Here is a 21,404-nt window from a genome sequence, read left to right as displayed (position 1 = left end):
TGTTCCTCCTGGTCAGCGACCGGTGAAGGCCGGTGCGCGGCGGCCGAGAAAGGCGCGCACGCCCTCCTTGAAGTCGTCGCCGCGCAGGCTGAGCTCGACGGTGCGGGCTTCCGCCGCCAGAGCGCGCGGCAGGTCGGAGGTCAGATGGTCCGACACCAGTGCCTTGGTGAGCGCATGGACGAGCGTCGGCCCGGCCGCCAGCTCAACCGCGAGGGCCTCCGCCGCCCCCGGCAGTTCCTCTGCTTGGACCACGTCCCCGATCAGCCCCCACTCCAGGGCCTGCGGCGCCGGAACGACCGTCCCGCGGATCAGCATCCGTTTCGCGCGCGCCACTCCGATGAGCCGCGGCAGCAGATAGGTGGCGCCGCTGTCGGCGGTGAAGCCCCGCTGCGCGAACGGGTGGGCGAACGAGGCCGTGTCGGCGGCCACCACGAAGTCGGTCGCCAGCGCGATGTTCAGCCCGAGCGCGGCCGCCCGGCCCTGGACCGCCGCGACCGTCGGCGCCGGGAAATCCCACAGCGTCTGGATCAGCCGGTGCGCGGTCGCGGCCAATGAACGGATCATCGAGCCGAGCGGCGGCTTGCCGGCCCCCGGCGCATTGGCGGTCACCAGGTCCGCGCCGGCGCAGAAGTTCCGTCCCTCCGCGTCGATAAGAACGGCCCGGACGTCGCCGCTCGCCGCCGCTCGCTCGAGGACGTCGAGCAGAGCGGTCATGTCCTCGCGGCGCAGGGCGTTCGCCTTTCCCGGACGTGCCAGGGTGATCCGCAGGACGCCCTCGGTGAGAGCGGAACGGACACCGCCGTCGCCCTCGGCGCTCATTGCCGCCCCTCGCGCAGCAGTTCGCCGTGCCGGGCCATCATCTCGATCGCCTTGCGCTGCAGGTCGGCGGGAACCTCCGGCAGCAGCGCCGGGCCCTGCTCGCGGCTCGGCACGGCGACGGTCGCGGTGCCCTTCATCGTGTCCTCGCCGCGCTGGTTGGTGGCCTTGAACGCGATGTCGACCAGGCACCGGCCGTCCCGGCCGTCCCGGCCGTCCTTCGCCGTGACCTCGCCCGATAGGAACTGGGTGTCGCCCTGGTAGTTGAACTTGCGGATCTCGTCGTGCTGCGCGACCACCCAGGCGTCGTCGCCGGCCCAGTCCGTCAGGTAGTGGTGCGCCCAGCACTCGCGGAGCACGCCGTAGTCGTAGGCGCGGGGGTTGCCGATGGCCTGCGCCCAAGCGGAGTCCCAGTGGACGCGCTGCGCGACGTCCGGCACCCCGTAGTCGTTCTTGATGTAGAACGGGGCGATCCGCTGCCGGTTCTGGTACGCGAGCCGGCCGGTCTTCAGCCCGTAGGGGACGAAGCCGTAGCCGCCGGCGTGGAAGACGACCATGTCGGTGGTGGTCAGCGGGCCCTTCACCATCGGCGGGAGCGCCTCCCCGATCTTGATGTCCTCGTAGTAGCGCGGCTCGCGGCCGCGCGGCTTCTCCGCCGCGTAGATCTCGTCGATCTTGGCGAGGTCCTCGTCGGTGTAGTTCGGCTCCTCGATGTTCTTGTACTTGCCGCGCTCGCGGGCCTTCTTGCGCTCGGTGTAGATGACCAGGGTGCGGTAGACGCCGACGACCTCGGCGTTCCCGTTCATCTTCACCTCGCGGTTCACCTTGACGACCGACCGTCCGGCGAACTCCGAGCGCTTGACCTCGACCGACTCCAGGCCGCCGAAGCTGTAGAGGGTGTCGCCGGGCCGGATCGGCCGGTACCAGTCCCACGTGCCGCCCGACACGAAGGCGTGGATGCCGCGGTAGCTGCCGCCCCGCTCCTGCTTGGACGGACGCTCGCCGTGCAGCGGGGCATTCAGGATCGCCGCCATGATCGGCGGAGCGATCTGCCCGCCCCAGCGGGTGCCCCGCCCGTACTCCGGGTCGGTGAACAGCGGGTTGTCGTCCCCGTAGCCGTTGGCGAAGTTGCGGATGGCCTCCGGCGTCGCGGTGCCGAGGAACTCCTGCGACCGGCTCGCCCAGTCGCGGCCGACGATCGCGCGGTCCTTGTCGATGTCGGCGTCGTTCAGCTCGGCGGAGGTCGCCTGCTCGAACTCCTCCTTGGTGCGCTCATCGGTCGTCTCGCTCATCGGGCGGTCCTTTCGGTGACGAAGAGGGCCCGGACGTCCGGGCGGCTGATCTTCATGGAAGGGGTGCGCGGCAGCTCGGCCACGATCTTGATGTCGGTGGGCAGGTGGTAGCGGGCGAGCCGGCCTGCCAGCCAGTCGCGGAGTTCCGCGGCCTCGGCCGGTGCACGGAGGCTGACCGCGGCGACCGGAACCTCGCCGAGCCGCTCGTCGGGCAGTCCGACGGCGCAGGCGTCGGTGACCGCCGGATGCGCTTTGAGCGCGTCCTCGATGACGCTCGGAACGATCTTGAAACCGCCCCGGTTGATGGCGTCGTCGGCACGGCCGTGGATGAACAGGAAACCGTCCGCGTCCAGGGAGGCCAGGTCGGTGGTGCGCGTCCAGCCCTCGCCCGGAAGCTGACCTCCGCGCGCCTCCAGGACTCCGATCTCGCCGGTGCCCAGCGGCGTTCCGCTCTCGCGGTCGACGATGCGCAGCTCGATGCCCGGGTGGGGGCGCCCGACACTGCCCTTCTTCAGGTGGCCCCATTCACGGCGCAGTTTCAGGTGCCAGCCGGCGATGGCACCGGCGAACTCCGTGGCGCCGTAGTTGGTCAGCACGGGAACGCCATAGCGCGCCTCGAAGCGTTCGGCCTCGGAGGGGTCCAGCGGAGCGGTCCCGGACAGGACCCCGCGCACGCCGTCGAACACGTCGAGCGGGACGTCGGCGTCCATGACCATGCGCATGGCCGCAGGCGGCAGTCCGATGATCTTGGGACGATGCTCGCGGACGAGGGCCGTCCAGGTCTCGACGTCGAACCGCTCCATCAGCGCCAGGGCCCGCCCCTCAAGGACGGCGCTCACCGCGAAATAGAAGCCGCCGATGTGCACGAGTGACGCCCACAGGATGCCGGTCTCCAGGCGCAGGCGCGCCTCTGCGTCCATCGCGGCGCCCGTGCCAGCGGCGTTGAACGCCGCAGTGAAACGGTCGTAGGTCAACTCAACCCGCTTGGGCTTGCCGGTGGTCCCGCTGGTGAGCATCAGGATCGCCACGTCGGAGACCTCGGCCGGGCGCGGATCCGGAGTCCAGTCGGTCGCGTGCCGGATGAGGGCGCGGGCGTCGCCGGTCTCGATCGCAACCGCCCGCACCCCCCGCACCGCGGTAGCGACGCCCTCCCTGGCCCAATCCTCCGGATCGGCGATGACGGCCTGCGGAGCGAGTGCCGCGATGTCCTCGGCCAGTCCGGAGTCCCCGTGGAACGGGCTGAGAGTGATGACCTCACGGCCCGTCGCCAGCACGGCGATCAGTGCCGCCACGTGTGGGGGACGGTTGCGCAGCACGATGCCGATGCGCCTTGCGCCCGTCCCGTCCAGCAGCTGCTCCAGATCCTCGATCGCCTCGCGGTGATAGGACCACAGGTAGGTCCGATCACCGAACGTGAGAGCGGTCGCCGAAGGATCGATGGCGATCATCCGGCGCAGCCGCACCGACAGGGGCCGCCCGCAATCGGGGCCGACGTCGTTCATGGGTTCCCTTCGTTCGAGCACCCGGACCGGCTCGCTGGGGTGCGCAAGCCTTGCCAGCAGGGAGGCGAGTCCGGTGTCGCGCGGATTCGGGCCGACGTACGGCGAGACCCCCACCACCTCCCCGGCCAGGGGAAGCTCGTCCGGCTGGTCGTCCACGAGGACTGCGGGGATGTGCTCTGGTGGCAGGTCGGGCAGGACCCAGCGGCCATCACCGTCCCGCCGTTCCTTCTCGTGCACGGCCACGACGTATCCGGTGAGGCCCGCGCCGTCGGCGCGGCGGCGCGCGTAGTCGGCGCCGCCCGCGCTCCAGAGCAGGACGGGCACCCCCCGCTCGGCCAGACCGCTGAGCAACTCCCTGGCCAGCGGACGCAGAGACGTCCCGGTCACGGAGTCCAGCAGGGTGCCGTCCACGTCGAACAGCCATGCCGTCGGAGTCAGTTCGTCCACGCGACCCATCCAGTTAGGTGACTTCGTGAACATAGATTACTTTGTCCAGAGGAAGTGGGGGCGAGGGGCTATGTCCTCTGGAGCAAAAATCGGCTGCTGCGACGCGTGCACAGAGGCCGTCAGGGCGGCCGCCCGCGGGTTCTGGCTCAGCGGGAACGCGACACCGCGCTCGACGGTCTCCTTCTGCAACCGGCTGATCAGCGGCTTCCGAGCGTCGTCTCCGGTCATCGCACGGGCCTCGTCGTAGACGCTCTCCAGGTCGGCGAGATCCTTCAGCCCGAAGGAGTTGTAGATGCCGTTGTTGGAGATCGTCCGGCTCCACCACTGGTACGGGTCGATGGAGGTCGGCACGAAGTAGCCCGCCGGGAAGCGCCCCTTGCGGACCTCCGCCGTGTACTGGCCGTCGGCGACATCGGTGATCTTCATCGTGATGCCGCCCTCTTTCAGCAGCTGCGCGATGGTCTCGTTCATCTGCCGGACGACCGGGGCGTTGCCGACCTCGAAGGTGAAGCCGTTCGGATAGCCGGCCTGGGCGAGCAGCTGCTTGGCCTTCGCGGTGTCCGGCCTGTTCAGCGAGTCGAGCGAGGCGTCGTACCAGCGCGAGCCCGGCGCCGCGAAACCGCCACCCTTGGAGTCGCCCTTGCCCGATAGCAGCGCCTTGTTGTAGGCGTCCCGGTCCAGCAGCAGGCCGATGGCCTGCCTGACCTGCGGCTTGGCGAGGGCCGGCACCTTCTTCCCGCTCCGGTCCATGATCAGAAACGTGCCGGTGAACGTGAAGTCGGACAGCACCCTGAGGCCGGCGGACTGGGCCGGCTGCATCTGGCCCGGCTGCAGCGTCCCCATCACATCGATCTGGCCTGTCTGCACGGCGTTCAGCCGGGCGTTGTCCTCCTGAATGATCTTCACGTCGATCGTCTGCGCCCGGACGGCGGCCTTGTTCCAGTAGTTCGGGTTCGCCTTGTAGACGTGCTCGGCGCCCTCCTTGTGGGCGTCCTTCTGCCAGATCCAGCCGCCACTGCCCGCCGCCGTGCGGGTCAGGTCCGTGCCTTCCCTGATCGCCTTCGGACTGATCATCGCTCCGGCGACCGTGGACATGCTGTAGGGGAAATCGGGTTGCGGCTCGGAGAACGACACGTCCACCGTGGCCGGGTCCACGACCTTCACCGACGTGATCGGGGCGTAGATGTTGGTGTACGGGCCGCCGGTGACCTTCCTGGCCCGGTCGAGGTTGAGCTTGACGGTCTCGGCGTCGAACTTGGAGCCGTCGTGGAAGGTCACGTCGGAGCGGAGCTTGAACTCCCACGTCCGGGGGTCGGGCTGGGACCAGGACGTCGCCAGCCACGGCTTCGGGTCGAACTTGCCGTCGACGACTGTGAGCGTGTCGTACTCAGGGAAGATCAGCGCGCCGTTCTGTGTGGTGGTGCGCGCCGGATCCATCGATGGCGTCTCCTGCCACGCGGCGAAGCGCAGCGTGCCGGTGGGCGAGGCGGGCGCACCGGTGCTGTCGATCAGCGAGCCCGCGGCCCCGCCTCCTGTCGCGCCGCCACCGCAGGCGGTCAATGCGAGGGCCGCCGCGAGCGCGGCCGCCGCCGCGAGCGCTCGGCCCATGGCCGGGTTCCGGATCGTCATGTCTCCTCCGGGGTGGTAGGTGAACCGCTGTGCAGGTGGCAGGCCACTCGGCCGCCGCCTGTGACAGGGCTCCAGTCGGGGAAGGATTCGGTGCACACCGGCATCCGGTGAGGGCATCGGGAGGCGAACGGGCACCCGGCCGCCGGGACGGCGCCGACGGGAGCGGTCGCGCGCATTTCTCGTCGCCGGGTCCGCTGGATGCGCTGGCGGGCCGGGTCGGGATCCGGGACGGCCGCCAGCAGGGCCTCGGTATAGGGGTGCGCCGGGGCCTCGCAGATCCGGTCGGCCGGGCCCTCCTCCACGATGCGGCTTCGGTACATCACGGCGATCCGGTCGCAGGCGTGCCGCACGACGGCGAGGTCGTGCGCGACGAACAGGTACGCCACACCGGTGCGTTCCTGAACGTCCTCCAGGAGGTTGACGACCTGGCTCTGCACGGACACGTCCAGTGCGCTCACCGGCTCGTCCAGAATGATCAGTTTCGGCTCGACCGCCAGCGCGCGAGCGATCGAGACCCGCTGCCGTTGCCCACCCGACAACTCGTAGGGGTAGCGGCGGAGGTGATGACCGGCGAGCCCGACCTGGTCCAGGAGCGTGGCCACGCGCCGGTCCCGTTCCGTCCCGCGCAGGCCGAAGTGGACGGCCAGGGGCTCGGCGAGGATGTCTCCGATCACCTTGGTCGGGTCGAGGGAACCCAGCGGATCCTGGAACACCGCTTGCACGGCGCGGCGGTACTCCAGCGGCACGCGCCGCCCGAACGCGCCGACCGCGAACCCCGCGGCCTCGATGGTTCCTCCGGACGGTCGCAGCAGCCGGAGAATCGCCCGCGCCGTGGTGGACTTCCCCGACCCCGACTCGCCGACCAGTCCGAGTGTCTCTCCGGACGTGAGGTCGAGGTCCAGATCGTTGACGGCGACCACCGCGCCGGGCCGCCGCCAGGTGGCGCTGCGGCGTCCAGCGAACGTGACGGTCAGATTCCGCACCCGCAGCAGGTCGGCGCCGGCCGCGGCGGAGCTGCCCTTCATGATCGTCATGGCTTCTTCTCGATCCGGACGGACGCCGAAGGCGCGGCGGATGGGGCGACGTCGAACGCACGGACGCCGGTCAGGGTGAGCTCTCTGGAACGGACGCAGCGGACCGCTCGGTCCCGTCCTCCGGCCGCCAACTCGATCGGCCCGGCCGCACATTCCGGCCGAGCGTGCGCGCATCGCGCCGCGAAGTGGCAGCCCTCGGGCCACGCGCTCGGTGGCGGCACCACGCCCGGAATCGACGGCAACCGACCTGCACGGCGCACATTGCGCGGCAGTGAGGTCAACAGGCCCTCGGTGTACGGATGCGACGGCCGGCGGAAGACCTCCTCGGTGGGCCCGCACTCGACGAGCTGCCCGGCGTACATCACGGCGACGCGGTCCGCGACGTCGGCGACCACACCGAGGTCGTGGGTGATCACCAGGATGGACATGCCGGTCCGCTCACGCAGTTCCAGCAGCAGGTCGAGCACCTGCCCCTGCACGGTGACGTCCAGTGCGGTGGTCGGCTCGTCCGCGACCAGCAGCCGGGGGCCGCAGGCCAGCGCCATCGCGATCATCACGCGCTGCGCCATGCCACCCGAGAACTGGTGCGGATAGTCGCCGAGGCGCGCGGCCGGGTCCGGTATGTGCACCTGGTCGAACAGGTTCACCACGCGCTCACGCGCCTTCGCCCGGCTCAGCCCCTCGTGCTCGCGGAGCACCTCGGCGACCTGGTCTCCCACTGTGTACGCGGGGTTCAGGCTGGCGATCGGCTCCTGGAAGACCACGCCGACCTCGCCGCCGCGCACCTTGCGCAACTCATCGAACGTCAGCCCGGCCAGGTCCCGATCGTCCAGGCGGATGGACGTCGCCCGCACCCGTCCCGGATCGGGAACGAGGCCGAGCAGCGACATCGCCGTGACGCTCTTCCCGCTGCCGGACTCGCCGACCAGGCCGACGATCTCCCCCCTGCCGACGTCCAGGGAGACTCCCTGCACGACCGTGACCCGCCCCGCACCCGGCTGCGGGAACGAGACCGTGAGGTCGCGGACGCTCAGGACGGGGTCGTCCACGGTGGCGCCCGCCGGTGGCGTCTCCCTGTGGCCGGTGGCTCTCAGCACTGGATTCACGCCCAGCGAGCCGGCTTTGGCCTCCCGCGCGAACAGGTCGCGGACCCCGTCCCCGACCTGGTTGAACGCCAGGACCGTGAACAGGATCGCGAACCCCGGCGGCAGTGCCAGGAAGAAGCTCTCGCGGATGCTCGCCTGCGCGTCCGACAGCATCGAGCCCCAGCTCGCCTCACCGGCCTGCGCGCCGAGCCCGAGGAAGGAGAGCGTGGCCTCCGCGATGATCGCTCCGGCGATCATCAACGTGATCTGCACGATCAGCGGCGGGGTGATGTTGGGCAGGATGTGCCGGAACACGATCCTTCCGCTCCCGGCGCCGACCACCCGGACCCCGTCGACATAGAGTTCCTCGCGAGCGGCCAACGCCTCGCCGCGGACCAGCCGCATCAGGGTCATCGCGTAGACCACGCCGACGACGGCCATGGACTTCCACAGGCCGGGCCCGAGTACGGAGATCAGCGCGATGGCGAGCACCAGGAACGGCACCGACATGACGCCCTCGACGATCCGCATCAGGATCCGGTCGGTCCAGCCGCCGAGGTAGCCCGACACCAGACCGAGCGGGATACCGATCACCGCGGCGATCCCGACCGCCTCGACGGCCGACAGCAGCGCCGTCCGTGCCCCATAAAGCAGACGGGACAGCACGTCCCTGCCGAGCTTGTCGGTGCCCAGCCAGTGGTGGGCGGACGGGGCGAGCAGCCCGTCACGGATGTCGCCCTTGAGCGGGTCGTACGGGGCGATCAGCGGGGCGAGTACCGCGCAGATCGCGACCAGCAGGACCACGGCCGCCCAGAACAACGTCGCCTTCGAACGCAGCAGGCGGGCGGTCAGCCGTGCCCGGGAGCGCTCCGTATTCCCGGAGGCGCCGGTCGTCTCGGTCGCGAGCGCCTCGGTCATACCGCACGCACCTTGGGATTGAGCCATGCATAGGAGAGGTCGAGCAGCACGTTGACGAGGACGACCACGATGACGGTGAGCACGACGATCCCTTGGATGACATCGGGGTCGCGGCGCAGCACCGCGTTGATAGCCAGCTGCCCGAGGCCGGGCATGGCGAACAGCCGCTCGATGACGATCGAGCCGCCGAGCAAGGTCGTCACCTGGAAGGAGAGGACCGTGACGATCGGCACGGCCGCGTTCTTCAGCGCATGCTTGACGACGACGCGGCGCTTGGACAGGCCCTTGCTCAGCGCCGTCCGCACGTACTCCTGCTGCAGGACGCCGATCATGCTGGACCTGGTCTGCCGGGAGATCGCGGCCGCGGCGACCAGGCCGAGCGAGATCGAGGGCAGTGTCAGGCTGCGCAGCCAGCCGGCGGGGTCCTGGTCGATCGGGACATACCCGATGGACGGGAACCAGGGCATCCGGATCGCGAACGCGAAGATCAGTAGGAGTCCCAGCCAGAAGCCGGGCACCGCCTGCCCGACCGTGGCGACCAGGCTGATCGCCTTGTCTCCGGCGCGGCCCGCGCGCAGCGCGCTCCATATCCCCGACGGCACGCCGAGCAGCAGTCCGACCAGCAGCCCACCGAAGGTCAGCGAGAGCGTGACCGGGAGCGACTGCATCAGCGAGGTCGCCACGTCGGCCTTCGTGTAGAGCGACTGGCCGAGATCACCGTGGACGGCTCCGGACAGCCAGTCGGTGTACTGCTCCAGCACGGGACGGTCCAGGCCCAGTTCGGCGCGGACCGCCGCAACCTGGGTGGCGGACGCGTCGGGCCCGACGATGTTCTCGGCGGGGTCGACGTCGGACAGCTGGCTGAGGAAGAAGACCCCCGTCGCCACGAGGAAGACCAGCGGGATCATCGCCAGCAGCCGGATGACGACCGTCCTCAGCATGGCCCGTCTCCCGCCACCACCGCGAGGGCGTCCACCGCGACGACGCCCGACGGGCCGACGATGAGCGGGTTCAGCTCGAGTTCGCGGACCTCGGGATGGCTGCGGGCGATCTCCCCGAGCGTGACGAGCACATCGGCCACGCCGGTGGCCTGCTCGCGGGTGAGTCCGCGAGCCGCACCGACCAGACGTCCTCCGGAGAGCTCGCCGACGAGCCGCTCGGCCTCCGCCCGGCTGACCGGAGCGAGTCCCAGCCGCCTGTCCCTGGTGATCTCGACGAGCGTCCCGCCGAGCCCCACCGTGATCACCGGCCCGAAAGTCGGATCGGTGAAAAGGCCGCAGACCAGCTCCGGGCCCGGCTCGGCCATCCGCTGCACCAGGACTTCGGCGGCGGGCGCGCCATCGGGGCGCAATGTCTCCGCCACGCCGGTGAGCTGTTCGAACGACGCTCGGAGCTCGACAGGGTCCGACAGACCGACCCGTACGGCACCGTGCTCGCTCTTGTGGGTGAGCCATCCGGCGCTGAGCTTCATCACGACCCGGCCGCCGAGCTCGGCCGCGGCGGCTTCTGCTTCCGCGGCGTCGACCACGATCCGCTCGGGGGGCACCGGGATGCCGGCCTCGGTCAGATAACGCCGGGAGACGTGCTCGGCGAGCGAGCGCGAAGGCGCATCCGGGGCTGGAACACCGCCCTCCGGGCGAGCGGGTTCCTTCAGCAGGCGCTCGCGGCTCTCCTGGTACCGGGCCAGTGCCCCCATGGCACGAATCAGCAGATTGGGGTCATGGCAGGCCGTGACGCCGCGTCCCATGAGGTCGCGCGCGACGTCCGGCTGGCTCGCCCACACCGCGAACGGCTTAGGGGTGGCCTCGTTCGCCGCCTGCATCGTGTCGCGGAGCTGGGATCCCAGGCCCCGCGCGGCGCCGGCGACGACGACCATGTCATAGTCCGGCGCCGCGGCGACCTTGGTGAACAGCTCCCGGAGCATCGACTGGTCGTTGACGATCTGTGCGGTCGGGTCGATGGGATTGGCGATCGACCCGAATGAAGGCACCAGCGAAGCGAGTTCGCCCTCAAGGGACCCGGCCGGACTCGGCATCTCCAGTCCGGCGCTTTCCGCGGCGTCGGCCATCAACACGCCCGCGCCACCACTGGAGGTAATGACCGCGAGGCGCCTGCCGCGCGGTCGGCGTCCGGCCGAGAAGACACGGGCGAACTCCACTAGTTCGGCCGGCCCGTCCACCCGGATGATGCCCGCCGCCTCGAAAGCGGCCGAAACCACGTCGTCGGCGGAGGACAACGCGCCGGTGTGGCTGGCCGCAGCCCGGGCGCCGACCGTGGACCGGCCAGTGCGAACGGCGAGGATCGGCTTGCCCAGTTCGACCGCGCGGCGTGCCGCGGCCATGAGCGTGCCGGGCTTGCGCACCCCCTCCATGAAGAGGCCGACGACCTGCACATCAGGCTGTTCGACCAGGTGGGCGACCATCTCACCGCAGGTCACGTCCGCTTCATTACCTGTGGCGAGCATGTAGGACACGCCCAGCCCGGACTGCTGGGCCGTCTCGAACATCCCCATGCCGAAGCCGCCGCTCTGGCTGACGATGCCGACGTTCCCCGTCTCCTGCGGGACGCCGGTGATGGTGGAGAAGACCGCGCGGAGCCCGATCGTCAGGTTCATGATGCCGATGCAGTTCGGACCGCAGATCCGCATCCCCGACGCCCTGCCGATCGCCACGAGCTCGTCCTGAGCGCGGCGTCCCTCCTCACCGACCTCGCCGAAGCCGGCCGACAGGACGAGCAGGGCACCGACGCCCTGCGCGGCGGCGTCCCGGGCGATCTGCGGGACCGCAGGGCCCGGCGCGGCGACGATGGCGAGGTCGACCGGCTCGGGAACCGCGGAAATGTCGGGGAAGGCCGGCAGGTCCTGCACGGTCGTGCGGGAGCTGTTCACCGGGAAGATTCCGCCGCCGTAGGTCTCCTTGAGGCGGGCGAGGATGCGTCCGCCGATGCGGGCCGGCTGGTCGGACGCGCCGACCACCGCGATCGAACGCGGCGAGACGAGCGGAGTGAGCGTCGCCGGACGGGCGGGCGTCTCGGTCGCCGTTTGGGTCACGGTTGCAACTCCTTCATGCGCTGCTGGGATGGGAAGGCGCCGCGGGAGGCGCGGAAGGCTCGGCCGAGGAAAGTTCAAGCGGATGCCGTGCTGGCATCTGCCGCACGGCTCTCGCGCTCGGCCTTGCGGCGTGCGGCGAGCTCGGTGAACTCGGGGCGATCGAGGCTCTCGTAGACGAACTGCTGGGAGTGCTCGTAGGCGGACGGCCAGTCCTGTTCCCAGGCGGAGTAGACCTGTTCGCGCATGCGGGCCAGGGAGTACGCGGAGTTCCCGGCGAGGACGACGGCGTAGGCGAGCGCCCGATCGAGCAGCTCGTCGGCAGGAACGATCCACTGGACGAGGCCGATGCGTTCGGCCTCCTCCGCCCCGACCATGCGGGACGAGCAAAGCATGTCCATGGCCCTTGCCGTGCCGACCAGGCGGGTCAGCAGCCAGGCCGTCCCGCCCTCGGCGGTCAGCCCGAGCCGGGCGAACGCGGTGGTGAACCTGGCCTCGGGCGCGGCGAACCGGATGTCGGCCATGAGCACATGAGCCATGCCGATCCCGGCGACGGCGCCGTTGACGGCGGCGATGAGCGGCTTGCCGAGCCGCAGCGCCCGGTCGAACGGGACCTTCTGGTCCTGCATGCGCGACCGCATCTTCGCGGCGTCCAGCCCCTCCAACGCGGTGAGGTCGGCGCCGGCGCAGAAGGCCCGCCCGGCGCCCGTGACCACGATGGCCCGGACGTCCGCGTCGCGGTCGGCGCGGTCGAGCGTCTCCAGATACGCCTCACGCATCTCGGGTGTGAGGGCATTGAGACGGCTTGGTCGGTTGAGCGTGATCAGCGCTATTTGGTTCACTATTTTGCAGAGGATCGACTGGGCGTCCGAGTCTTTCGACGCATGGTCCGTTATCGGCCCCATCAGGCCACCTCTCCCCGCAGAGTCAGCGGCAGGCGCGCTTGAGCAGTATCACTCAGCGGCATGAAGCTGATCGGCGGACAGGTTCACGCACCACTCCGGCGACCGGGCATGGCGACGGTCATCTCGTGATGCAGGTCTCTCTTGGCAAAATTAGTAGCATGTTTAATCCATCCCGCCAAGATGCTCGCTACGATTTCCCCCGACCGGGAGACAGCGACTGGGGGGCCCGAAGTGACGGTGCGCGAGGAGGCGGCCCCCGCGGAGCCACGACGCAAACTCGCCGAGCAGGTGGCCCGGCGCATCGAGGACGACATCATCGATCGCGGCTGGCCCGTCGGCGAGGTGCTCGGCGCCGAGGCGGAACTGATCGACCGCTACGGGGTTTCGCGTGCGGCGGTCCGTGAGGCGATCAGCATCCTGGAGTACAAACAAGTCGCGGCGATGCGACGCGGCAGAGGCGGCGGTCTGGTGGTGCGGGCGCCGGCGGGCGCCGCGGTCGCCGAGTCGGTGGCCGCCTTCTTCCACTTCGCGGACGTGTCCGTCGAGGAACTGTACGAGGCCCGCATCACGCTGGAAGTGCTGGCCGCACGACTGGCGGCCCGCCGTATCGGTGAGGACGACATCGCACACCTGCGCGACGTTGCCGCCACCGACACCGTGGCCCGACCGCTCAGCGTCGCGATCGCGCGGGCCAGCGCCAACCCGGTGCTGTCGATCTTCATCCCGACGCTGACCAGGGTGACCGGTGTCCTCGCCGGTCCTCCAACCGATGACTACGAACTCGGAGAGAGCAGTTCCGCCGAACGGAGCAGAGCGCTGCGTGCCATTGCCGAGGCGATCGTGTCCGGTGACGAGGTCAAAGCCGAACGGCGCGTCCGCAGCCATCTTCAAGGCGAGCGGACCTGGCTCCTCAGAGTTCGCGAGCCGCGAGCCGCCCGCTATGGCGTCGCGCCGGCACTGCCACTCCGCGAGCGGCTCGCCCAGGCGGGCGCGGACTCGACCTCCGCCAAACTGCCCGAGAAGGTGGCGCTGATCGTCCGGCAGGAGATACACCGGCTCGGCTGGCCCACCGGGGAGATCCTCGGAAACGAGCCGACGCTGTGCGAGGAGCTGGGCGTGAGCAGGGCCGTCTTCCGCGAGGCGGTGCGCATTCTCGAGCACAACGGGGTCGCGCGGATGCGGCAGGGACCGGGCGGCGGGCTCCTGGTGCTCGCGCCAGACCCGGCCAGGGTCGTCGAGGCTCTCGCGCTGTACCTGCGCTATCTGAAGGTGAAGGCCACCGACCTGTTCGAGGTGCGAACGGCCGTTGAGCTCAAGGCGATCGAACTGGCGGCAGCCCGTGCCGCGGATCCGGCTGCTACGGCCCAGCGGCTGGAGGTGGTGGCGGCCCTCGACCACGAACGAGTCGCCGAAGTACGCCACCGTGCCCATGCGGACCTGCACGTGGCGCTGGCGCGGTTGAGCGGCAACCGCCTGCTGACCCTTTTCACCGCCGTACTGGCCGCCACGACTCCACTAAGGCTGCCCGGGAACGACGAGTACCGAGAACGCTCGGCGGCGACTCACCAGAAGATCGCCGACGCGGTTGTCGCCGGCGATGGGAGCCTGGCCCGGCACCGCTTGGCCCGGCACCTGGATGCCCTATCGGACTGGCTCCAAGACTCCCTCTGATGCCCCGAGCCGGGCACTCAGTCCTGCTCGGCCAAGCGGCGGGGGCGCCAGAAGGCCGCCAGGAGAAGGGCGGCGCCCAGGAGTCCTGCTCCGGCGGCGATAATCAGCCCGGTCCAGGCGGACAGGTCGTCCGAGATGGTCAGGGCCCGGTCGAGGGACACCGTACCGCCGCCCAGAGCTCCGAGGCCGCATGCCACGAGAATGATCATGATGACGTACTCATAGCCCTGCCCGGGCCGGAAGATGAAGAAGCCGTTGCGCAGATGGGCGGTGATGAGGGCGACGGCCATCGTCCCGACCGCGCCTGCCGCGGCGAAGGGCGTCAGCAGGCCGAGGATCAGCAGCAGCCCGGCGCCCAGTTCGGTGCCCGTCGCCATCAGGGCGTGCAGGCGCCCCGGGCGCAGCCCCATGGACTCGAACCAGCCCGCGGTGCCCTCGATCTTGCCCCCGCCGAAGGCATGGTTCCAGCCGTGGGCGATGAGGGTGCCACCGACCGATATTCGCAGCACCAGCGAGGCGATGTCGGCGCCCACGGCGTCTACAGCCATCCGCGCACCTTCTCCATCGCGCCCACCGGGTCCGGTCCAGCCGGGTCGAGGTTGAGCGTCGTGACCCCCGATTCGCGGTAGGCGGCGATGCGCTCACGGACGAAGGACTCCGGGCCGATCAGGTTCGTCATGTCGATCAGCTCGTCCGGGACGGCCGCGATGGCCTCGGCCTTACGTCCGGAGAGGTAGAGCTCCTGAATCTGCTCGGCCTCCTTCTCGAAGCCGTACCGGCGGACCAGGTCGTTGTAGAAGTTACGCCCCTTGGCACCCATCCCGCCGACGTAGAGCGCCAGGTGCGGGCGAGCCAGATCACGCAGTTCATCGCGGTTCTCGCCGATGGCGAGGATGCCGCCCGCCACGACCTGCAGAGCGCCGCGCTCTGGATCGCGGCGCGCCTTTCCCGCCTCCACGGCCTCGCCCCAGGTCTCCCTCGCCCGCTCGGGCAGGTAGAACAGCGGAAGCCAGCCTTCGGCGAGCTCCGCCGCCAGCTCGACGTTCTTCGCGCCCAGCGCCGCCAGGTAGATCGGGATGGAGTCGCGGAGGGGCTTGGTCAGCAGCTTCAGCGGCTTGCCGAGCCCGGTTCCCCGGTCGGCGGGGAGCGGGACGGTCGTCGTGCGGCCCTCGTAGCGCAGCGGCTCGCGGCGCAACCCCTGCCGGACGATCTCGATGACGTCGCGGGTACGGGCGAGCGGCCGCTCATAGGGCACCCCGTGGAACCCCTCGATGACCTGCGGACCCGACGCACCGAGACCGAGCATTCCGCGACCGCCGGAGATCGCGTCCAGGCCGGCGGCGGTCTGTGCCATCAGCGCGGGGGTGCGAGAGTACACGTTGAGGATGCCGGAGCCTATCTGGACGCGGTCGGTGCGCGCAGCGAGGTACCCCATGAGGGTCGGGGCGTCGAACCCATAGGCCTCAGCGACCCAGAGGACGTCCACGCCCACGCGCTCCATGGCGGCGGCCTGCTCGATGGTCTTCACGGGGTCGCCGGCGTACCGCAGAGTCATACTCAGCTTCATGTTTGCCTCTCTTCGGCCGCGGCGACCAGAACGCGTCGCAGCAGCTTGCCGGTGGGGGTGCGAGGGAGTTCGGTGACGAATTCGAGGGAACGCGGCGTCTTGTAGAGGGCGAGGTGCTCGCGGCAATACGCGATCAGCACCGCCTCCAGTTGCGGGCCCGCAGCGGACGCGTCCGCGGGCTGGACGATAGCGTGCACGCGCCGTCCGAGTTCGGGGTCGGGGACACCGATGACCGCGACATCGGCTACCGCCGGGTGCGGGAGCAGGACGTTTTCGATCTCCTGCGGGTAGATGTTGACGCCGCCGGTGATGATGAGGTCCGTGCGGCGGTCGACCAGGTACAGGTAGCCGTCGGCGTCGAGCCGCCCCACGTCACCGAGCGTGCTCCAACCCCGTTCGTCGAAGGCGTCGGCGGTCTTGCCCGGATCGTTGTGGTACCTGAACTGGGGCGCCCCCTCGAACCAGAGGGTGCCGACTTCGCCTTCAGAGAGTTCGCGGTGGGCGTCGTCAAGCACATGCACCTTGCCGAACGTGGGGCGGCCGACCGAACCGGGGTGGGCGAGCCAGTCGTGGGAGTCGATAAGGAAGAAGCAGTTGCCCTCGCTGCCCGAGTAGTACTCGTGGACGATCGGGCCGAGCCACTCGATGATCCGCCGCTTGACCTCGACCGGGCAGGGCGCCGCGGCGTGCACGACCATCCGCAGGCTCGACAGGTCGTATCCCGCGCGGACGCCGTCGGGCAGTTTCAGCATCCGGACGAGCATCGTCGGGACGAACTGGGCATGCGTCACCCGGTACTTCTCGATGAAGGCGAGCGTGCGCTCGGGGTCGAAGCGGTCCATGATCACGACCGTTCCGCCGTTGCGCATGGTGCCGAGAGTCCAGCCGGTCGGTGCGGCGTGGTAGAGCGGCGCCGGGCACAGGTAGACGGTCCGGTCGTCGAAGCCGAAGAGCCGCGGCATGGTGTGGTCGATGCGCAGGCCCGTTCCGAACGGTTCGCCCTGCGAGGAGGGGAGGATGCCCTTGGGCCGTCCGGTCGTCCCGGACGAATAGAACATGTAGTGGCCCTCGCGCTCGCCGCCGCGCTCCCCCGCCGCCTCCGACGCGGTGGCCTCCGCGAGACCGGCGAAGCCGCCGCCTCCCGGTCCGCCTGACATCAGCCGCAGTTCGACATCGGGCGAGGCGTCGGCGACCTGCTTCGGAAGGTCGCCGAGGCCTGCGGAGGCGATGAGGGCGCGGGCACCGCAGTCCCGGACGATGTAGGCGGCCTCGTCCGCGGTCAGGTGGTGGTTGACCGGTGTCCAGAGGACACCAGACCGCTGGCACGCCCACGCCGCGGTGAAGTAGCCGTCGGTGTTGTCGAACAGTAGCGCGACGTGGTCGCCGTAGCCGATGCCGTGCCGGTCCAGAAGCCGGGCCAGCCGGATGGACGCGTCGTCCAGCTCCCGGTAGGTGACGACCGCGCCGGTGGCCGCGGTGATGACGGCAGGCTTGCCCGGGTACCGGCGGGCCAGTTCCGACAGGTGCACCGTCCCTCCTCAGCGTGGCTCTCGGGGCAGGCCGAGGCCTCGCTCGGCGATGATGTTGCGCATGACCTCGGAACTGCCGCCCGCGATCGTGTAGGCGCGGGCGTACAGGTAGGCGTCCTGCCAGCGGCCCTCGTCGACGGCCTCGTCGTCGCCTTCCGTCAGCACGCCGCGCTCACCGAGCAGTGACACCGCGTACTCGGCGAGGCGCAGGTTCAGCTCGCTGAAGCCGAGCTTGGCCATCGGCGCGTCGGTGATGCGGTCCTTGCCCGCGCTCCAGCGCATCAGCGACGCGTGCGCCAGGGCCGCGACGGCGTCGACCTCGGCGCGGAAGGCGGCGAGCTGCTGCCGGACGTCCTCCAGGTCGATCGCGGGCCGCCCGTCGATCTTCAGAGTGCGGGCGGTCTTGACGAGGTCCTCCCAGGCCATCTCCACCGAGACGACCGAGGCGCCGACCCCGTGCCGTTCCTGCGCGAGCGAGGTGTTGGCGATGGCCCAGCCCTGCCCGGGCTTCCCGATCATCGCCTCGGTGGGTACGCGCACCTGGTCGAAGAAGACCTCGTTGAAGTCGGAGGTGCCGGTCAGCTCGCGCAGCGGCCTCACCTGGACGCCGGGCGCCCGCATGTCCAGCACGAAGGCGCTGATGCCCTTGTGCTTGGGAGCGTCGGGGTCCGTGCGGGCGAGCAGGTAGCCGAGGTCGGCCCAGTGCCCGTTGGTCGTCCACACCTTCTGGCCGTTGATCACCCAGTCGTCGCCGTCCCGGACGGCGGAGGTGCGCAGGGAGGCCAGGTCGCTGCCGGCGTCCGGCTCGCTGAACAGCTGGCACCACAGTTGCTCGCCGTCCCGGATGGCCGGCAGGTGTTTCTGTCTCTGCGCCTCCGTGCCGAACCCGATCAGGGCGTGCGCGGCCAGGTCGCTGCCGGAGCCGGGCATAGGGGCGCGGGCCCGCGCGATCTCCTCCCGGACGACAACGTCGCGGAGCGGGTCATGCTCCGGGGTCCCGCCGAACCGCTCAGGCCAGTCGGCGCCCAGGTATCCGGCGGCGTACAGTTCGGCCGTCCACCGCAGGGACGCCTTCAGCTCGCCTTCGTCCTCCGGGCTTCGCACCCCGGCGCGCACCTTGAAGCGGGGGGCGTGCGCGGCGACGAACTCCCTCACCTCCCGGCGGAAGTCCTCCAGCGGTGTACCGGCACCGAACTCCACGGTCGTTCTCCTCCTCGGCTGAGCCGGACCGCCGTGGCGGCGGTCCGGCGGCGGTCCCGTGATGCCGGCCCCTGGCCGGCGGGTGTCAGACGCCCAGCGCGCGGCCCACGATCTCCTTCATGATCTCGGTGGTGCCGCCGTAGATGGTCTGGATACGGGCGTTCACGAACGCCTTCGCGACCGGATACTCGTTCATGTACCCGTATCCGCCGTGCAACTGCACACAGCGGTCGACGACACGCTGCTGCAGCTCGGTCGTCCACCACTTGGCCTTGGCCGCCTCGACGTGGGTCAGCTCCTTGGTCGACAGGGCGCGCAGGCAGCGGTCGACGAACACCTGGGCGATGTCGACCTCGGTGTCGAGCTCGGCGAGCAGGAACCGGCTGTTCTGGAAGGAGCCGATCGGCTGCCCGAAGGCGGTGCGCGTCTTGGCGTACTCGATCGTCTGGTCCAGGATCGAGCGGGAGGCTGCGACCGCCGACACGGCGATCGACATCCGCTCCTCGGGGAGGTTGGTCATGAGCTGGTAGAAGCCCCTGCCCTCCTCGCCGAGCAGGTTCGCGGCCGGGACACGGACGTTGTCGAAGTTCAGCTCTGCGGTGTCCTGCGCGTGCAGGCCCATCTTGTCCAGGTTGCGGCCACGGGTGAAGCCGGGCATGCCCCGCTCGACGACGAAGAGGGTGAAGGCCTTACTGCCGCCCGCCGGGTCGGTCTTGGCGACGACGATGACCCGGTCGGAGTTGATGCCGTTCGAGATGAAGGTCTTCGCGCCGTTGATGATCCAGTCGTCGCCGTCGCGCACCGCCGTCGTGGTGATGCCCTTCAGGTCGCTGCCCGTGCCGGGCTCGGTCATCGCGATCGCCCAGATCTCCTCGCCGGAGGCGAAGGGCGGCAGCCAGCGGGCCTTCTGCTCGTCGTTCGCCATCTTCAGCAGGTACGGCGCGACGACGTCGTTGTGCAGGGTGAAGCCGGGCCCGTGGACGTCGGATGCGGCGAGTTCCTCGGCGACGACGGCGTTGAAGCGGAAGTCGTCCACGCCTCCCCCGCCGAACTCCTCGGGAACGTTGAATCCCAGCAGCCCGACCTTCGCCGCCGCGGCGAAGATCTCCCGGTCGGCGATCCCCGCCTTCTCCCAGCGCTCCATGTGCGGCGCCATCTCACGGGTGACGAAGTCGCGGACGACCTCGCGGAACGCCCGGTGGTCGGCCTCGAATACGTCGCGTTCCATCGCGGTCAGTTCCCTTCGGCTTCGGTGAAGAGGGCGAGCAGGTCGGTGCGGCTGACCTTCTGCGAGACTCCGCGCGGCAGTGCTTCCACGGGCAGGAACCGCACTGGGACCTCGTAGGGCAGCAGTTCCTTGCGGCAGAAGGCGCGCAGCTCGTCGTCGGCCGGCGCCTCGTAGCCGGGCGCGAGCTCGAATGCGGCGACGGGCACGTGCCCGAGCCGCCGGTCGGGGACGCCCGCGACCGCCGCCTCGGCGATCGCCGGGTGCCGTTCGAGAGCGGTCACGACGGTCGACGGCAGCACCTTGAAGCCGCCCCGGATGATCACGTCGTCGGCGCGGCCGCGCAGCCAGAGGAACCCGTCTTCGTCCACTCGGGCGAGGTCGCTCGTGCGGATCCAGTCGCCGTCGCTGCCGGCCTGCGGCGTCCGGATCTCCAGCACGCCGACCTCGCCGGTGGCGAGCGGCGCGCCGTCCTCACCGGTCACCCGCAGTTCGACGCCGGGGAACGGGCGGCCGACGCTGCCGCGCTTGCGCACCCACCATTTGCCGTGGTCGCGCAGGGACCAGCCGGCGACGGCGCCGGAGAACTCCGTCGCGCCGTACACGACGAGGACGGGAATGCCGTACCGGTCGAGGAACGCGTCGGCCAGCTCCGGCGGGGTCGGCGCGGCGCCGGCGGTGATGGCCCGCAGGCTCTCCAGGTCCTCGGCGGAGACGTCCGCGTCGAGGACGCTGCGGATGGCCGCCGGGGGCAGCCCAGCGATCCGCGGGCGGTGCCGGCGCACGGCGTCCCTCCAGCCGTCCACGGTGAAGCGCTCCAGCAGGACGAGCCGGCGCGTCTCCGCGAGGCCCTGCACCGCCCCCCAGAGCCCGCCGATGTGCACCATCGGCGTGGTGATGAGGCTGACCCCGCCGGTGAACGGCGCGCGTTCGCGCTGCCCGGGCGCCATATGACCGTTGACCGAGCCGAGCGCCGCCTCGATTTGCCGGTACGACAGCGGGATCCGCTTGGGCGGCCCCGTCGTACCGGACGTCGACAGCTCGACGGCGATCCCCGGCGCGGTGCGCGTGGGGCTCGCCGGGTGGAGGACGGACGGGAGCTCGGCGGCCCGTGCGTCCGGGCCGTCCAGGACGAACCCGGCGGCCCCCGCCTTCACGGCCGCGAACGTGAACGCCTGGTCGTCCCAGAACCGTGACGTGGCGAACAGCACGGGCGGTGCGCCGCGGCCGATCTCGGCGGTCAGCCGCTCCATCGGTTGGAGCGGGTTGAAGACGGTCAGGCACCGGCCGGTCGTCAGGGCGAGCCAGACCAGCGCGATCGACTCCGGCCGGTTCTCCAGGACGACCCCGACCCGCGCGCCCTCGCCCAGGCCGAGGGCGTCCAGCTCCGCGGACGCCCGGGCGGCGAGGCGCCGCAGGTCGCCCCAGGCGACCCAGGCTCCGCCGAACTCGACGGCCGGGACGTCGCCGCCGACGTCGTCCAGCCCGCGCAACCGCGCGGCCAGCGCGGACTTGGTCGCCGAAGTGATCACCGAAGT

16 protein-coding genes are annotated in these 21,404 nt (G+C 70.4%); 1 reads left to right on the top strand and 15 read right to left on the bottom strand.

What is annotated here, in order from left to right; genetic code table 11:
- Positions 1-12 precede the first annotated feature (12 nt).
- The 9 genes from F8568_RS22100 to F8568_RS22060 all read right to left on the bottom strand — a co-directional run bounded on the left by F8568_RS22100 (position 13) and on the right by F8568_RS22060 (position 12,674).
- Positions 13-819, bottom strand: a complete 807-nt coding sequence (locus F8568_RS22100; protein ID WP_151595692.1) for an enoyl-CoA hydratase/isomerase family protein — start codon at positions 817-819, stop codon at positions 13-15.
- Positions 816-2,108, bottom strand: coding sequence for an FAS1-like dehydratase domain-containing protein (locus tag F8568_RS22095; RefSeq protein ID WP_151595691.1), 1,293 nt, complete (start codon positions 2,106-2,108; stop codon positions 816-818). Before F8568_RS22095 ends, F8568_RS22100 begins: the two co-directional genes overlap by 4 nt.
- Complete coding sequence (locus F8568_RS22090) at positions 2,105-4,057, bottom strand: AMP-binding protein (protein WP_202125234.1); 1,953 nt, start codon at positions 4,055-4,057, stop codon at positions 2,105-2,107. The genes F8568_RS22095 and F8568_RS22090 overlap by 4 nt, the downstream gene beginning before the upstream one ends.
- 36 nt (positions 4,058-4,093) lie before the next feature.
- Entirely contained in the window at positions 4,094-5,686 is a 1,593-nt protein-coding gene (locus F8568_RS22085) for an ABC transporter substrate-binding protein (protein WP_151595690.1), read from the bottom strand.
- Entirely contained in the window at positions 5,683-6,720 is a 1,038-nt protein-coding gene (locus tag F8568_RS22080) for an ABC transporter ATP-binding protein (RefSeq protein WP_151595689.1), read from the bottom strand. The genes F8568_RS22085 and F8568_RS22080 overlap by 4 nt, the downstream gene beginning before the upstream one ends.
- Positions 6,717-8,723, bottom strand: coding sequence for a dipeptide/oligopeptide/nickel ABC transporter permease/ATP-binding protein (locus F8568_RS22075; RefSeq protein WP_160573716.1), 2,007 nt, complete (start codon positions 8,721-8,723; stop codon positions 6,717-6,719). Before F8568_RS22075 ends, F8568_RS22080 begins: the two co-directional genes overlap by 4 nt.
- Positions 8,720-9,664, bottom strand: a complete 945-nt coding sequence (locus F8568_RS22070; RefSeq protein ID WP_151595687.1) for an ABC transporter permease — start codon at positions 9,662-9,664, stop codon at positions 8,720-8,722. The genes F8568_RS22075 and F8568_RS22070 overlap by 4 nt, the downstream gene beginning before the upstream one ends.
- A complete protein-coding gene (locus tag F8568_RS22065) occupies positions 9,658-11,772 on the bottom strand; it encodes an acetate--CoA ligase family protein (RefSeq protein ID WP_160573715.1) in 2,115 nt (704 codons plus the stop codon). The genes F8568_RS22070 and F8568_RS22065 overlap by 7 nt, the downstream gene beginning before the upstream one ends.
- A gap of 74 nt (positions 11,773-11,846) precedes the next feature.
- A complete protein-coding gene (locus F8568_RS22060; protein ID WP_151595685.1) occupies positions 11,847-12,674 on the bottom strand; it encodes an enoyl-CoA hydratase-related protein in 828 nt (275 codons plus the stop codon).
- 231 nt (positions 12,675-12,905) lie between these two features.
- Between F8568_RS22060 and F8568_RS22055 the strand changes: the two genes are divergently transcribed.
- Positions 12,906-14,345, top strand: a complete 1,440-nt coding sequence (locus F8568_RS22055) for a FadR/GntR family transcriptional regulator (RefSeq protein WP_160573713.1) — start codon at positions 12,906-12,908, stop codon at positions 14,343-14,345.
- A gap of 17 nt (positions 14,346-14,362) precedes the next feature.
- On the opposite strand, the gene F8568_RS22050 is transcribed toward F8568_RS22055, so the two are convergent.
- From F8568_RS22050 to F8568_RS22025, 6 genes are all read right to left on the bottom strand, one after another.
- A complete protein-coding gene (locus F8568_RS22050; RefSeq protein ID WP_151595683.1) occupies positions 14,363-14,893 on the bottom strand; it encodes a DoxX family protein in 531 nt (176 codons plus the stop codon).
- Positions 14,884-15,912, bottom strand: a complete 1,029-nt coding sequence (locus tag F8568_RS22045) for an LLM class F420-dependent oxidoreductase (protein ID WP_151595682.1) — start codon at positions 15,910-15,912, stop codon at positions 14,884-14,886. The genes F8568_RS22050 and F8568_RS22045 overlap by 10 nt, the downstream gene beginning before the upstream one ends.
- Positions 15,909-17,441 (bottom strand): AMP-binding protein, encoded by a 1,533-nt coding sequence (locus F8568_RS22040; protein WP_151595681.1) that lies wholly within the window; start codon positions 17,439-17,441, stop codon positions 15,909-15,911. Before F8568_RS22040 ends, F8568_RS22045 begins: the two co-directional genes overlap by 4 nt.
- Before the next feature lie 9 nt (positions 17,442-17,450).
- Positions 17,451-18,641 carry an acyl-CoA dehydrogenase family protein gene (locus F8568_RS22035; protein WP_151595680.1) on the bottom strand — a complete coding sequence of 397 codons (1,191 nt, stop codon included), beginning with the start codon at positions 18,639-18,641 and terminating at the stop codon, positions 17,451-17,453.
- Between the two features lie 85 nt (positions 18,642-18,726).
- The gene (locus tag F8568_RS22030; RefSeq protein ID WP_151595679.1) at positions 18,727-19,869 is read right to left on the bottom strand and encodes an acyl-CoA dehydrogenase family protein; all 1,143 of its coding nucleotides are present in this window, start codon (positions 19,867-19,869) and stop codon (positions 18,727-18,729) included.
- 5 nt (positions 19,870-19,874) lie between these two features.
- Entirely contained in the window at positions 19,875-21,398 is a 1,524-nt protein-coding gene (locus tag F8568_RS22025; RefSeq protein ID WP_202125233.1) for a class I adenylate-forming enzyme family protein, read from the bottom strand.
- Positions 21,399-21,404: the final 6 nt, after the last annotated feature.

The organism is Actinomadura physcomitrii (assembly GCF_008923205.2).
Taxonomy (GTDB): domain Bacteria; phylum Actinomycetota; class Actinomycetes; order Streptosporangiales; family Streptosporangiaceae; genus Spirillospora; species Spirillospora physcomitrii.
Note: the sequence above shows the minus strand (reverse complement) of the source record. Positions and strands in the feature narration are given on the sequence as shown.